Source organism: Microcoleus sp. Pol7_A1 (assembly GCF_036701085.1).
Lineage (GTDB): Bacteria > Cyanobacteriota > Cyanobacteriia > Cyanobacteriales > Microcoleaceae > Microcoleus > Microcoleus asticus.
The window spans coordinates 14,950-27,489 of the sequence record NZ_JAUBQD010000080.1; the positions used below are offsets into that span (position 1 = coordinate 14,950).

Consider the following 12,540-nt stretch of genomic DNA (forward strand, 5'->3'; position numbering starts at 1 on the left):
CAAACGACTAATGACTGAAGGATTTAATGCTGCTGACAATAGTTTGCTCGTACCTGTAATTTTACCGATCGCCCTGGATAATTGTCAAAATTCTGTTGCGGGCGAGGCTGCGGGGGGAAAACGGGCGAGTTGCGAGGGATTTTTTCGCTTAACTGCTGACCTATTTTGCGAAAATGCGATCGTCACAATTAAACGAGTTATATAGCAATCCTAAATGACTCGTTTAATTTTACCCCACCCCAACCCTCCCCGAACCCGCTGGAAGTCCGTAATAAATTTACAAATGATGCGAGGATTGCTATATAACTAAAGCATTAAGATTTTTTTCTCATTTTTCTGTTGGAAGGTCTTTTAGGCAGTCGCTTAATTTCACTTTCGCCTCCTTGAACTTCTACTTGTTTGAGATTTTCTTCTACTTCTTCTATAATTTCTAAATCAACCATTTTAACATCGCCCCCGCTGATTTCTTCCTCTTCCTCAATCTCCTCCGAATTCTGTTGATTTGCGATTAACTGCACGGCTAACCCAGAAGCTTGAACCGACAATTCTTCTATTTTTTCATGAATTTCAGCTTCTCCAATCCGATGCTCAATTTCCGCCGGTAAATCTTCCTCGGTAGCAGGAAAGTTATCAATTTCTTGACTAATTTCAGTTTTTCTGATTTCTTTTTCTACTAGCTGCATTGATAACTGCTGCTTTTCCCTTGACAATTCCTCAACCTTAGTCGCAAGCATTCTAAGCTGTTCGTTGAGAACGCGAATTTCTCGGTTTTGCTGCTGAATCATTTCTTCCGCATCAGCAAGAGTTCGATTTCTCTCTAATATCACCTCATTTTTAGTTTCTAATTCCAAAGCGCTCATTGCTGCTTTAATTACATTATAAAAATGCGGCTTAGATACATCAACTTGTTTAGCATTATGGCGACTTTTCCCCAAAAGTCCAATCTTTTCACCTTGCTTAACAGCCAAGACAAAACCTTGATGATTTTTAATTTTTAATTCTTTGACAAAATCAACTTGAACTAAACTGCAAATATATCTGTGACAGTCAAAATAAAATTCTGCTTTCATCAAAAAGCACCCCTTTCTGCTACAGTCCCGCAGAATTATACCACGAACAGAGTTTTTGCGGGAAATAAAAATAAATAAATAATCGATAGCCCATTTTGGTCAAAACTAAATTTCATCATCAACAACATCTTCCGGCAACTCTACCACACCCGCAATCAACTTCCAACAACGGTAACCTCCCTCCCAATTATCGCGCCGCCAAGGCATACCCAAACTCACTGTTACCAAACAAGCTTTTTGCGGTCGATACCCCAATTCTAATTTTTTAATAAACACCGGATCGGTAATTTTTGCAGTCAATTTTTGACCATGCTGCGTGACAATACATCCTTTCCAAGATCCTTTCCATTTATTACCACCTTCAAATCTTTTAATTAGCTTTTTTACCGTAAATCTTACTGCTTTGACTAATTGCAAAGTTAGGCGATCGCACATTGGCAAAGACTGCATATATTCCACCGGAACAGATTCCAAATCGTTGTGCAAAATATATTTTTGACTATTGCAATATTTCAGCAAATATGCTGGCTGAACTTTACCTACTTGCCGCCATTCTCCCGGTAAAACAGAAAGATTTTCACACGCAAAGCCAAAGTCCGGTCCCGTGTCTGCTAGAGGAATTTCTAGAACCTCTAACAACGCGGGTTCAAGTCTATTTATCAGGCACATGGCTTTAGGAATTTTCCCATCTGGTAAGTCGGAAACAGGACGCACCCACTTACCTTGAAGTTCATTAATTCCGGCGATGCACCTGTCGCGGTTTTTCCAGGAATTAGCGAGACAAATTATTTGAGTCATTCGATTTTAGATTTTAGATTTTAGATTTTAGATTCATGCGACACTGATATAGTATTTTTAATAAATTAAAGATGATTAATTGTGACATTTTTCCACTTCTCGCTGAGATATTCAGCAACTAAGCGGCGGTGACAATTATGAGATTTTGGTTCGCTACAAAGCAGGCACCCGCCGTCTAAAAGATCCGATGAAACCTTGTGTTCAATTTGTCGATCGCCCATCAACTCCAAAAACTTCTGTTCATAAACATCCCAATCTCCCTTTTTCTTTTTATAATCATCCAAAATATCTGGAGTCGGAGCTAAATCCAGAAGGTGAACGTACTCAATATTGCCAATTGTTCGCAAAAAATACTCTAAATCTTTCCGCTTAGCAAAACCAGCCAACTGCGACACATTATTCAGCCGCGTATCTATCACCCTGCGGACTCCCGCTTTCATCAAAGTATCAAAAAACTGCTCGGCGCTTTTTTGAGTAAAACCAATTGTAAATAAATTAATTGCTTTCTTTGCTGACATAAGCGATTTCCAATCCGTGACGATAATAAGCTGTTTCTAAATCAACTATTTCCTGTTTAACTTGAGGATCTAATTCAAACAAGCTTAGCTGAATTGGCTCATTATTTTTTTTCCCTTTGTTAAACTTGCTCAAAAGTCTTTCTTCTAAATGCTGGTGCGATTCTAAATTGCCATCTGACAGAATGTGATTAATTTGTAAATTAAATTCTCTGACTTTGTGGCAAACTAAAATAGTCCGATGACAAGTAATCGGGTCTTTTTCCGCACACATTAAACAGATTTTATAATTGGTTGCGCCTTTGAGCAAGCGCTGAATTCCTGCGGAAAATAGAGGAGTTGCTGCTATGCGATCGTATAACGCTTTACCGCTAGAATCGTAACAGCTTAAATCCTCCGGCCTCGCGCCCAACTCTTTGCCTAAAAAAACATATTGAATGCCGACACTTGAGAGATAAGCTTTAATTTCCGATTTATTAAAATGAGGTAAATAGCGGCTGAACGGATGCGACCGCACGTCCGCAACCGCCGTAATTCCGTGTTGTTGCAGCAGCAAAACAAACGCTTCAATACTCAGATTGGAGTGTCCGATCGTAAATAATTCCATTGCTTCAATCTTACTATTCACTCTTTGCCTTGCGGACGAGAGTTTGTGTATCCCGATTGTTTCAACCTATAGACTTCAACCTGTGGGTTTTTTCACCAAATTTTGAATCAAAATTTGCCCGGCCAGCAGCATCAAACCCACTGCCGCCATAGCAAAAACGCCAGTCCCCAAAGCAGCCATTCCTACTACCAAAGTTCGCACGGCTACCGAAATTTTAATCGCAGTAATATTGTCGGAATGAACTGGCTTACTTGCAAAACTTTGAGCTATAGACATTGTTAGCGCGTACAAAGGTACCGCAAAGCTGCCCGCCATCAGCGAACCAGTCAGGCACCGCAATACCGTCGGCGACTTCGGCGGCAAAGCATCCTCAGCAGAACTTGGAGGTTGAGAACTAGAATTAGGATTAGTTAAATCAGCCATTGCGATTTTAGATTTTAGATTTTAGATTTTAGATTTCTGGTTAATTCACCAAAATTAAAATCCGTGTTTCATGGCATTTTATCAGTTCTTCGATCTCAATAGACTCTGCGCAAAGTTAGATTCATCTTGACCATCACCTGTTAAACAGGTTTAACGGGCGATCGCGATCGCACCATCTTCGATTTACACCCTCGGAATCGGCGCTTTTACATCATTTCCCTCTGAAACAATCCGAATCCCCGTATTGCTAAACTTTGCTACCCAAAAATCCAAATCTGGAGAAGCGATCGCACTTTTAACCCGTTCTAAAATTTGCTGAGCCTGCTCTGGAGACTCCGCCAGCGCAAACACCGTCGGCCCGGAACCAGACATCATCGTGCCCACAACCCCCGCCGACTTAAAAGCCTCCCGCAACTGCAACACCTGCGGGTACACGGGCAAAGCAACTTTTTCTAAATCGTTGTGCAGCAATTGACCAATTTTCGATCGATCTTTTTGGGCGATCGCCCCCACCATCGGGCCCGAATGCAGCCGTTCCCGGCGGCACTCCAAATCTTCCGCTGCACAATAGGAACTACTGAACTGCTGGCGATAAGTTTGATACGACCATGCAGTAGAAATACTGAGATTGCGGTACTTCGCCAACACCACAGAAAAGCCCGCCAAATCAGGCAGAGGCGACAGTTTATCCCCGCGACCGGTTGCCAAAGCCGTACCTCCAGCAATGCAAAAAGGCACATCCGAACCCAAAGATCCCCCCAACTCTTGCAACTCCGAGTGAGTAAGTCCCAATTGCCACAGCAAATCCATCCCGACTAAAACCGCGGCCGCATTTGCAGAACCGCCGGCGAGCCCCGCGGCCACCGGAATCTGCTTGTGAATGGCAATCTCGACTCCGCCGTATTTTGCCAAAGCATCGGGGAATTGCTTCGCCAACAAATCCGCCGCCCGGTAGGCCAGGTTATTCTTATCAGGAGGGACTTGTGGGTGATCGCAGCGCACGCGAATCGTGTCCGTACCGATCGCGCGCAAGTCAATTCGATCGGCTAAATCTATGCTTTGAAGTACCATCGCCAATTCGTGATATCCGTCGGGGCGATCGCCTATGATTTCCAGATATAGATTGATTTTTGCTGAAGCTAACAGAGAATATGAACGCATAGGTGATTAAGCCGCAGGTGAAATAAACCCCTGGTTGAAATTAATTGACACCAGTCCGAGTCCATTTTCTCACAACTCAAAGGAAATATTATGCAGGAAATGTGGAAAACTTTTTTTAGTTCCGGGCCATTTATTCCTCACGGTCACTGCTATCTCTGGCAGACCCCGTTAGTCTGGCTTCACCTTACCTCAGATTCGATCATTGCACTGGCGTATTTTTCCATCCCGATTACATTGGTTTATTTTATTTCCAAACGCGAAGATTTACCCTTTGATTGGATCTTTGCGATGTTTGGAGGCTTTATCGTCGCCTGCGGGATCACTCACATATTTGAAGTTTGGACGCTTTGGCATCCTACCTATTGGATGTCAGGAACAATGAAAGCAATTACTGCCATGATTTCATTTGCTACAGCCATACTTTTGGTAGACTTAATCCCTCAAGCCCTAGCACTTCCCAGTCCCGCCCAGTTAGAATCCGCCAACCGACTCCTAGAAGCGGAAATTGTGGAGCGCCAATTAGCAGAATGTGCACTACAAAAAGCTAAAGAAGAATTAGAAATTCGTGTTGAGGAACGCACCGCAGAGTTAAAGTCTCAAACTCAACATTTAGAATTCGCCAACCGACTCCTAGGAGCTGAAATTGTGGAGCGCCAATTAGCAGAAGCTGCACTACAAAAAGCTAAAGAAGAATTAGAAATTCGAGTTGAGGAACGCACCGCAGAGTTAAAATGTCAAACTCAACAGCTCGAACAAGCATTGTCTGAATTGAAGCAGGCTCAATCCAACCTCATTCAGAGCGAAAAAATGTCATGTTTAGGGCAATTGGTCGCTGGGGTTGCTCATGAAATCAACAATCCGATTAACTTTATTTACGGGAATGTTACTCCCGCTCGCGAGTATGCCGATAGTTTGCTAGAAGTGGTCAATATCTATCAAGAGCATTATCCCAATCCCCTACCCGTAGTTAAAGAAAAACTCAAGTCTGTAGATTTAGATTTTATCAAATCTGACCTGCACAAAATATTAATTTCTATAAAAAAAGGTGCCGAGCGCATTCTCGGTATTGTCAAGTCGCTGCGAATTTTTTCTCGCCATGATGAAGCAGAAATGAAATTAGCCGACATTCACGAAGGAATTGACAGCACACTGATGATTTTGCAAAGCAGATTGAATGCTAATCCGGGTTTTGTGAGCATTCAAGTTATCAAAGAATATGGCAATTTACCCCAAATAGAGTGCTATCCCGGACAGCTAAATCAAGTATTTATGAATATCCTGGCTAATGCCATTGATGCTTTAGAAGAGGACAGCCACAGCGCGTGGATTGCAACCAGTGAAGCTAATCCCCGCCTGATCAAAATTTCTACTCAAATTCTAGAGAGTCAAGTGGTAGAAATCCGAATTAGCAATAACGGATCAGAAATAACAGAATCCGTGAGGAACCAGTTATTTAATCCATTTTTTACCACTAAACCAGTAGGCAAAGGCATAGGATTGGGTTTATCGATCAGCTATCAAATTATCACAGCAAGACATAAAGGCGAATTGCAGTGTATTTCTGCACCGGGGAAAGGTGCGGAATTTATTATTAAAATTCCCATGAGGCTGAAATAAGTAAGCCCATCTCAAAAAACAGAATACCCAGATACCCGCAGGACTTTAAAAAGTCGGATTTCTCACAAAATCCTGAACTTCAAACCTCGCACATCATATTATTACTCAAATTTACCCATTGCGCCACGCTTAAATCTTCAGCGCGAGATTGAGGATTGATCTGTAACTCTTCTAGCAATTGAACGAGTTTATCTAAATCCACAGCCCCTTTCAAATTATTTCGCAGCATCTTGCGCTTGCTACCAAATCCCAACTTAACTAAATTCTCCAAATAGCGCGGATTAACCGCCGCAGTTTCTATCTGTCTGGGAAGCAGCCGCACCACGGCAGAATCGACTTTTGGCGGCGGAAAAAAGTCTTTAGACGGCACATCGCAAATTAACTCGCATTCTGCTAAATATTGCACCCGCACCGACAAAGCGCCAAAAGCTGTCGAACCCGGTTTAGCGTAAAGCCTTTGGGCGACTTCTTTCTGCACTAACAGCACGATCGAATCGAAGGGTTTAGCAGCAGGAACAGATATCGTTCCCAGCAGTTTTTGCAGGATCGGGCCGGTAATATTATAAGGAATATTGGCAACAACTTTATTGGGATTTTGGAATTTGGGAAAAGCCGTTAGTTCAGCCTCTAAGTCCATTTCCAGGATGTCGCCTTGCAGCAGTAAAAAATTGTCGGTTTTGCCGAGTTGTTTGGCTAGCTTGAGACACAAATCTCGATCGATCTCCACAGCAACAACAGACTCAGCCGCAGGCAGCAAGCGCCGAGTCAAAATCCCCGTACCCGGCCCAATTTCCAGGACGCGATCGCCATCCAAAGAAGCTGCTTTCACAATCTTATCTAAGGCTTTCTCGCTTTTGAGCCAATGTTGAGCAAACTGTTTCCGGGGTCTGGTCGATCGCATTTTTTGAATTGTTGGAGAAATCTTAGCCTGTCATTCTATCACAGCTCAATATCTTTTCCCAACCTGCGGTGATGTTTATTTTTGTTAACAGGGGTTGAATTAACCAAAAAACTTGGGCACTATAATAAGGACAAACGATAAAAAATAAATTTATTTCTTCCCAATTACCAACAGCACGACACGGAAGTCACGGATACACGGATAGCAGTTTTTCCAAACAACCAATAACCAATAACCAATAATAAATAATCAAGAACCAATTACCAATTCCCCAACAATGAAATTCCAACGAGTATTTGGTACATTACCCAAAACCACAGCCAGCGCCCCCGGCAGAGTAAACCTGCTGGGCGAACACACAGATTACAACGATGGATTTGTACTTCCAACCGCGATTCCCCAGCGCACAACAGTACAAATCGGCTTGAGCAGTGACGATCGCCACCATGTTTATTCAGCAGAATATGACGAACTCATAAATTTTTCAGACGACGATACCATACCGCAAAAATTCGTCAGTTATATCTGTGGCTGCCTGAGACTTGTAGAAAAAGAAGGATACAAAATACCGCCAATAAATCTCTACATTACGTCGAATGTGCCGATCGGAGCCGGTTTGTCCAGCAGTGCGGCTTTAGAAATAGCAACCCTCAGAGGACTGCGCGCGCTGCTGAACCTCCCCCTAGACGACGTGCGGCTAGCTCAAATCGGACAGCAAGTCGAAATCCGGTATGCCGGCTTGAACTGTGGCATCATGGATCAAATGGCGTCGAGTTTAGCAGACACCAACACCATGCTATTGATCGACACCCGCAGCCTCGAATGCCGCCCGATACCTTTTCCCACAAACACAGAAATTTTAATAATTGACAGTGGCGAAAGCCACGAACTGGCAGCAGGAAGCGGCTACAACCAGCGACGCGCCGAGTGTGAGGAATCCGCGCGGATATTGGGAGTTAAAGCTCTTAGGGATATCGCCGACCCCCAAGCAGTGGAAGTATTGCCAGAACCCCTCAGGAGGCGATCGCGCCACGTCGTTACCGAAAACAACCGCGTGCTCGAAGCTGTAAAATCTTTACCAGCAGAGCGTTTTGGCGAGTTAATGAATGCTTCCCACGCCAGCCAGCGCGACGACTACGAAGTTTCGGTGCCTGCAGTAGACACGCTGGCGGCAATCTTGCAGTCAATCCCCGGAGTCTTCGGCGCAAGGCTGACGGGCGGAGGTTTTGGCGGTGCTTGCGTAGCGCTGGTGGAGAGTGGGAAAGCGGGTGTTATCGCATCGGAGGCGATCGATCGCTACCAGCGCGCAGGTTATAGCGGCCGCGTTTTGGTTCCCGAAATTACAGTTAATTCTTAACGCCAGAACTATCTCCAGGTAGGGAAGGCCAGCGCACAGTGACGATTACCGAATCCTCCTCCGCAGACCAATAATGAGGCACTCCCGGCAGCCAGAGAGCATAATCTCCTTCGCGAGAAAGCAAGATTTCTTGCTCGGGAAATTGCAGGCGAAACCGCCCTTTTACCAGGATAGAAAGCGTGGTGGCTGCCGCATTTACCGCCCACTGAGTCCGACAATCTCCGGCGGGGTGAGTGCCCCATTTTACCTCTAAAACAGAAGTCGATCGCGGGTCATCTTCAGCCGTCATAAAGTGACCCGCAAACCAACCGCCCCGACTTGCACCTTCAGCGCCCGCATTTCCGAAAACCACTTGAGATGACATCAGCTAATCCGGTAAACAACAAAGATGCTTAGAGCGGACATCTTGCACCATTTTCCCTAAGCTTTTTATGAGCGGGCAGAATGCCCACCCCACAATAAATTGACTCTTTGTGGAACAGGCATCTTGCCTGTTCTGAGAATGGTGCAAGATGTCAGATATAACTAACATCTTGCACCATTTTCAATAAGCTTTTGATGGGCGGGCAGGATGCCCACCCCACAATAAATTAATTCTTTGTGGAACAGGCATCTTGCCTGTTCTGAGAATTGTGCAAGAAGTTAGTTAGAGCCGGGGACACTATCTAACTTATTACTTGCGGCCCGAAGGTTGACCTTCCGTAGTCGCTATTTCCCCAGCTTCCATTAACTGCTTAAAGCGACGTAAATCATTGGCAATTTGCTGTTCGGGAGCTTCGCCAAATAGTTTAGCAGCACCAGCACCAATTGCACCGCCCGGAGGGTTGTATTCTATAACAACTTTTACCTCAGTACCGCGTCCCGCTGGTGCCGGTTGAAAGCGCACAAAGCCTGAATTGTCAACATCAGCTCCTTCCACAGACGCCCAAGCAATTAAGCGATTTTCTTCTTCGCGGACAATTTCTGCATCCCATTCTACACTGTTGCCGATCGGCGCGCTGGCAATCCAGTGAGAACGTTTTTCATCGATGACCGTAACGTGTTTGAGATGCTTCATAAACCGAGGTAAATTTTCAAAATTGCGCCATAAACGGTACAATTCCTCCGCCGGTTTGTTGATGGTCACCGTCTTTTCAACTTTAATGCTTTGATTCGGATCGGCAGCCGACTGCAAACCCTCCACAACCCCCATACCGCGCGCCGCTAAACTGCCGCCGGCAACCGCCAGCAAAGCACCTCTCAAAGAACGCTGCGACAAACCAAAAAGCACCAGCGCCCCGCCACCGATTAAAGATGCCCAGCGTTCGGTATCGCCGCTGCTACTTTGGTTTTGTTTGTCAGAATTTGTCATTGAAGTAGATTCCATTGGTTTAAACCTGGTAAATTAATAGCGAAAAATAGCAGCTAAAGGTGCCTCGTCCGGCACTTTTTCCGGCGGTACCGCGTAAACAGTTCCGCCGTTGAGAATAGTTTGAATTGCTGCCGCATTCAATAAATCTTCGTCGCCCAATTCTGCCTCTGGGTGGATTTGCACCGCGTTCGTATCGGGATTAAAAGTACCCCACTGCTGAACGCCAAGAGCAACAAACAGTCGATCGACCCGTCCAAAATAAGCAGCCGAAACAGCTTCTTTCAGATCGGCAGAAATTTTATCGCTTCCTGTCAGATCGCGGTATTGTGCGATCGCCTCTGACTGAGCCTGCACAAACAAAGGTTCCACCAGCGGTAAAGCTTCGGCCCGCAACTCTTCCGGCTTGAGAAGTTTCTGATTGCCTGTAATTCCTTCTTCAACTAAATGCCGGTAGGTATTGGCTTCTCGGTAAAGCGGGAGCAAATACTCAACTCCAGCTAACACTAAAGGAGCTTTTTTATTGCGCAAATAATTGTGCAGCGCCGCATCGATTATGTGGAAATACTGCAATATTTCGTGCTGGCGCTCATCTTGATCTGGACTTCCTTGACCGTGAAAACTTCCCGGCTGCTGAAAAGAATTATTAGTGCCTCCTTTTGAAGTAGCAATCCGAAACTGACCATCTTTAGCTGTTGGGTCATATTGCAGAGCCTCCTCAAGGCTTTTCGGCAAGTTTTCAACTTCAACTTCCCTAGCACTGTAAGCCGTACACTCAATCAGCCTCACTTCCTTCTGACTGAGAGCTAAAACATAAAATAAATTATCTCCTGTCAGCATAGGCATCAGCGGTTTGACGTGAAAATTGTCGCTCACAACCACTAATTCCTCAAAATCCACCGGACAGGTATAGTAGCGGAAAAATCCCGAACCGACAAAAATCGCCAGCAGGTTGCTTTGATTTTCCCAAAAGTTTTCCTGGTCAATTTCTGCTCGGACTGGCTCTAGCAATTGGGCAGCTTCTTTTTTGTCAAATCCGTACTCTACTATTTTGTCTTCAGCCTCTCTGATTAAATTTTTGAACCGAATCGGGTTTTGTTGAATTTCTGTTCCTTGAGCGACTGGCATATAAATTGAAACGCACAATCCAGGAGATTGTTGTACCAGCGCTTTGAGTTCCTCTACAGATATTAAGTTCACCGCTGAAACTCCTTTGCTAAGGGGTTTTGTAATAAAAACAACCGATTCTTTAAAATGTATCTCTCCTGACGTGGCTCCTGCGTCTGCCTAAAGTAATGATCGCCTGCTGTAGAGCCTTTCATTCCCGAACTAAAACGGGGTTTGCAGCCGCTGTTTCAATCGAACTGCTTATCACCTAAGATAGACGGCGGTAACTCGGCGGCTACTTTACCATAATTTACTTTAGTCGGCTTCTACTACTCGTTATATCTGATGAAAACAAAAATGTTTTTGTGGTTGCTGTGGGCAACATTTACTGCCTACACCTTGCTGCTAGCTCCTCTCGATCGGCCCGGAACGTTAACAGTTATGGAAAAAATGCTCAAGTTGCAGCTAGAAGGAATTAACCCCTACCTTGTCACCATATTCGCTCTCATGGGAGTGTGGCCGATGGTCTACGCTTGCCTCCTATTCATTGACGAGAAAACCCAAAATATATCCGCTTGGCCTGCTTTCCTCGCTTCCAACGGCGCCGGCATCATCGGCTTAATTCCCTACTTACTCCTCCGCCAGCCCCAGCCAAAATTTTCCGGCCGCAAAGATATGTTGCTCAAAATATCAGACTCTCGCTGGACAGGCATTGTACTTTTACTAACTACTATCTGGCTGTTAGCTTGGGCTTGGTTAAATGGAGATTGGGGAGATTATGTCAGGCAGTGGCAGTCAATTCCTTTTGTGCATTTAATAACTTGGGATTGTTGTCTGATGGCTGTAATATTTCCCTCACTTCTGGGAGACGACATGGCACGCCGCGGACTTGCGGACGATCGCATTTTTTGGGCAGTCTCTCTAGTTCCGCTGTTAGGGCCGCTAGTTTATCTTTGTCTGCGCCCCCCTCTGCCAGAATCTGCAACCGAAATCCCCACTTTCCCACTGACAGCCAGAAATTGAAACGAAAAATTTTATTCCCTGGGCTGAGGCTAACTGTCACTCTTTGTAGTTGTAGGGTGCGGCCGCCTGCATCATATCTCGATTTTCCAAGGTTTTATCTCAATGAGGCACTTGACAAGTCGATCGAACTCTGGCGTTTTGCCTTAGCGGGACTTAAACAAATTTCAAGCCCAACCAAAGCCCAAACTAGCTTTGTCTGCATCAAACTCGTACCATGCAGATCACTATTTTTTTGTTTAAGCCCCGTTAATTAATTAATATTAATTCTTGAGTTTAATTATAATACAAGTGGGGAAAATAATTCAATTATTACGCTCAATATTTCGTTCCAATATAACCACAACTGGAACTCTTATCTAATCTCTCAAATCCGTCAGAGGAATGTAACGCGCCATCCTCACTTGGTGATGAGTGCTGAAGCGCTACTCCAAGTGAAGCAACGCATATTTGACCATCAGCAATCAGCCAATGTTGAACAACCACAGCAGGGGAATTTGTTTGACCTCTGCCCTAATCCTTAGAACTCCAACCAAATACAGGGTAAACGCATCTTAATTTCAACCTAAAACATGATAAGATTAAGTATTTAGCTAAATCAAGTGCGTAATTCATA

At 44.6% G+C, this 12,540-nt stretch carries 14 protein-coding genes; 4 read left to right on the forward strand and 10 right to left on the reverse strand.

Features of this window, described 5'->3' with window-relative positions:
- The first annotated feature begins 10 nt into the window (after window positions 1-10).
- Window positions 11-205 (forward strand): hypothetical protein, encoded by a 195-nt coding sequence (locus QUA20_RS28345; protein WP_333193312.1) that lies wholly within the window; start codon window positions 11-13, stop codon window positions 203-205.
- A 109-nt stretch (window positions 206-314) separates the two neighbouring features.
- Here QUA20_RS28345 and QUA20_RS28350 read toward each other — a convergent pair whose 3' ends face one another.
- The 6 genes from QUA20_RS28350 to ispE all read right to left on the reverse strand — a co-directional run bounded on the left by QUA20_RS28350 (window position 315) and on the right by ispE (window position 4,574).
- Entirely contained in the window at window positions 315-1,070 is a 756-nt protein-coding gene (locus QUA20_RS28350; protein WP_333193314.1) for a hypothetical protein, read from the reverse strand.
- Between the two features lie 105 nt (window positions 1,071-1,175).
- Window positions 1,176-1,868 (reverse strand): dual OB domain-containing protein, encoded by a 693-nt coding sequence (locus QUA20_RS28355; protein WP_333193316.1) that lies wholly within the window; start codon window positions 1,866-1,868, stop codon window positions 1,176-1,178.
- A 65-nt stretch (window positions 1,869-1,933) separates the two neighbouring features.
- Window positions 1,934-2,386 (reverse strand): DUF488 domain-containing protein, encoded by a 453-nt coding sequence (locus QUA20_RS28360; protein ID WP_333193319.1) that lies wholly within the window; start codon window positions 2,384-2,386, stop codon window positions 1,934-1,936.
- The gene (locus QUA20_RS28365) at window positions 2,364-2,990 is read right to left on the reverse strand and encodes a DUF488 domain-containing protein (protein WP_333193345.1); all 627 of its coding nucleotides are present in this window, start codon (window positions 2,988-2,990) and stop codon (window positions 2,364-2,366) included. The genes QUA20_RS28360 and QUA20_RS28365 overlap by 23 nt, the downstream gene beginning before the upstream one ends.
- 75 nt (window positions 2,991-3,065) lie before the next feature.
- Window positions 3,066-3,413 carry a DUF3082 domain-containing protein gene (locus QUA20_RS28370; protein ID WP_333193322.1) on the reverse strand — a complete coding sequence of 116 codons (348 nt, stop codon included), beginning with the start codon at window positions 3,411-3,413 and terminating at the stop codon, window positions 3,066-3,068.
- Between the two features lie 183 nt (window positions 3,414-3,596).
- Window positions 3,597-4,574 carry a 4-(cytidine 5'-diphospho)-2-C-methyl-D-erythritol kinase gene (ispE, locus tag QUA20_RS28375; RefSeq protein WP_333193324.1) on the reverse strand — a complete coding sequence of 326 codons (978 nt, stop codon included), beginning with the start codon at window positions 4,572-4,574 and terminating at the stop codon, window positions 3,597-3,599.
- A gap of 90 nt (window positions 4,575-4,664) precedes the next feature.
- Here ispE and QUA20_RS28380 point away from each other — a divergent pair, with 90 nt between their 5' ends.
- Entirely contained in the window at window positions 4,665-6,191 is a 1,527-nt protein-coding gene (locus tag QUA20_RS28380; protein WP_333193327.1) for an ATP-binding protein, read from the forward strand.
- Between the two features lie 79 nt (window positions 6,192-6,270).
- Here QUA20_RS28380 and rsmA read toward each other — a convergent pair whose 3' ends face one another.
- On the reverse strand, window positions 6,271-7,092 hold the full coding sequence (rsmA, locus tag QUA20_RS28385; RefSeq protein WP_333193329.1) for a 16S rRNA (adenine(1518)-N(6)/adenine(1519)-N(6))-dimethyltransferase RsmA: 822 nt from the start codon (window positions 7,090-7,092) through the stop codon (window positions 6,271-6,273).
- Between the two features lie 277 nt (window positions 7,093-7,369).
- Between rsmA and galK the strand changes: the two genes are divergently transcribed.
- A complete protein-coding gene (galK, locus tag QUA20_RS28390) occupies window positions 7,370-8,449 on the forward strand; it encodes a galactokinase (RefSeq protein WP_333193331.1) in 1,080 nt (359 codons plus the stop codon).
- Here the strand turns inward: galK and QUA20_RS28395 are convergent.
- The 3 genes from QUA20_RS28395 to QUA20_RS28405 all read right to left on the reverse strand — a co-directional run bounded on the left by QUA20_RS28395 (window position 8,439) and on the right by QUA20_RS28405 (window position 10,997).
- Window positions 8,439-8,813 carry a signal peptidase I gene (locus QUA20_RS28395; RefSeq protein WP_333193333.1) on the reverse strand — a complete coding sequence of 125 codons (375 nt, stop codon included), beginning with the start codon at window positions 8,811-8,813 and terminating at the stop codon, window positions 8,439-8,441. The genes galK and QUA20_RS28395 overlap by 11 nt on opposite strands.
- Before the next feature lie 309 nt (window positions 8,814-9,122).
- The gene (locus QUA20_RS28400) at window positions 9,123-9,815 is read right to left on the reverse strand and encodes an SRPBCC family protein (protein ID WP_333193336.1); all 693 of its coding nucleotides are present in this window, start codon (window positions 9,813-9,815) and stop codon (window positions 9,123-9,125) included.
- Window positions 9,816-9,833: 18 nt separating this feature from the next.
- A complete protein-coding gene (locus tag QUA20_RS28405) occupies window positions 9,834-10,997 on the reverse strand; it encodes a baeRF3 domain-containing protein (protein ID WP_333193338.1) in 1,164 nt (387 codons plus the stop codon).
- Between the two features lie 252 nt (window positions 10,998-11,249).
- Here QUA20_RS28405 and QUA20_RS28410 point away from each other — a divergent pair, with 252 nt between their 5' ends.
- Window positions 11,250-11,927, forward strand: a complete 678-nt coding sequence (locus QUA20_RS28410) for a DUF2834 domain-containing protein (protein WP_333193341.1) — start codon at window positions 11,250-11,252, stop codon at window positions 11,925-11,927.
- Window positions 11,928-12,540 lie beyond the last annotated feature (613 nt).

Excerpts from the sequence above, each read along its gene's own strand:
- QUA20_RS28345 (WP_333193312.1), top strand. The coding sequence starts at position 11 with ATGACTGAAGGATTTAATGCTGCTGACAATAGTTTGCTCGTACCTGTA.
- QUA20_RS28350 (WP_333193314.1), bottom strand. The coding sequence starts at position 1,070 with ATGAAAGCAGAATTTTATTTTGACTGTCACAGATATATTTGCAGTTTA.
- QUA20_RS28355 (WP_333193316.1), bottom strand. The coding sequence starts at position 1,868 with ATGACTCAAATAATTTGTCTCGCTAATTCCTGGAAAAACCGCGACAGG.
- QUA20_RS28360 (WP_333193319.1), bottom strand. The coding sequence starts at position 2,386 with ATGTCAGCAAAGAAAGCAATTAATTTATTTACAATTGGTTTTACTCAA.
- QUA20_RS28365 (WP_333193345.1), bottom strand. The coding sequence starts at position 2,990 with ATGGAATTATTTACGATCGGACACTCCAATCTGAGTATTGAAGCGTTT.
- QUA20_RS28370 (WP_333193322.1), bottom strand. The coding sequence starts at position 3,413 with ATGGCTGATTTAACTAATCCTAATTCTAGTTCTCAACCTCCAAGTTCT.
- ispE (WP_333193324.1), bottom strand. The coding sequence starts at position 4,574 with ATGCGTTCATATTCTCTGTTAGCTTCAGCAAAAATCAATCTATATCTG.
- QUA20_RS28380 (WP_333193327.1), top strand. The coding sequence starts at position 4,665 with ATGCAGGAAATGTGGAAAACTTTTTTTAGTTCCGGGCCATTTATTCCT.
- rsmA (WP_333193329.1), bottom strand. The coding sequence starts at position 7,092 with ATGCGATCGACCAGACCCCGGAAACAGTTTGCTCAACATTGGCTCAAA.
- galK (WP_333193331.1), top strand. The coding sequence starts at position 7,370 with ATGAAATTCCAACGAGTATTTGGTACATTACCCAAAACCACAGCCAGC.
- QUA20_RS28395 (WP_333193333.1), bottom strand. The coding sequence starts at position 8,813 with ATGTCATCTCAAGTGGTTTTCGGAAATGCGGGCGCTGAAGGTGCAAGT.
- QUA20_RS28400 (WP_333193336.1), bottom strand. The coding sequence starts at position 9,815 with ATGGAATCTACTTCAATGACAAATTCTGACAAACAAAACCAAAGTAGC.
- QUA20_RS28410 (WP_333193341.1), top strand. The coding sequence starts at position 11,250 with ATGAAAACAAAAATGTTTTTGTGGTTGCTGTGGGCAACATTTACTGCC.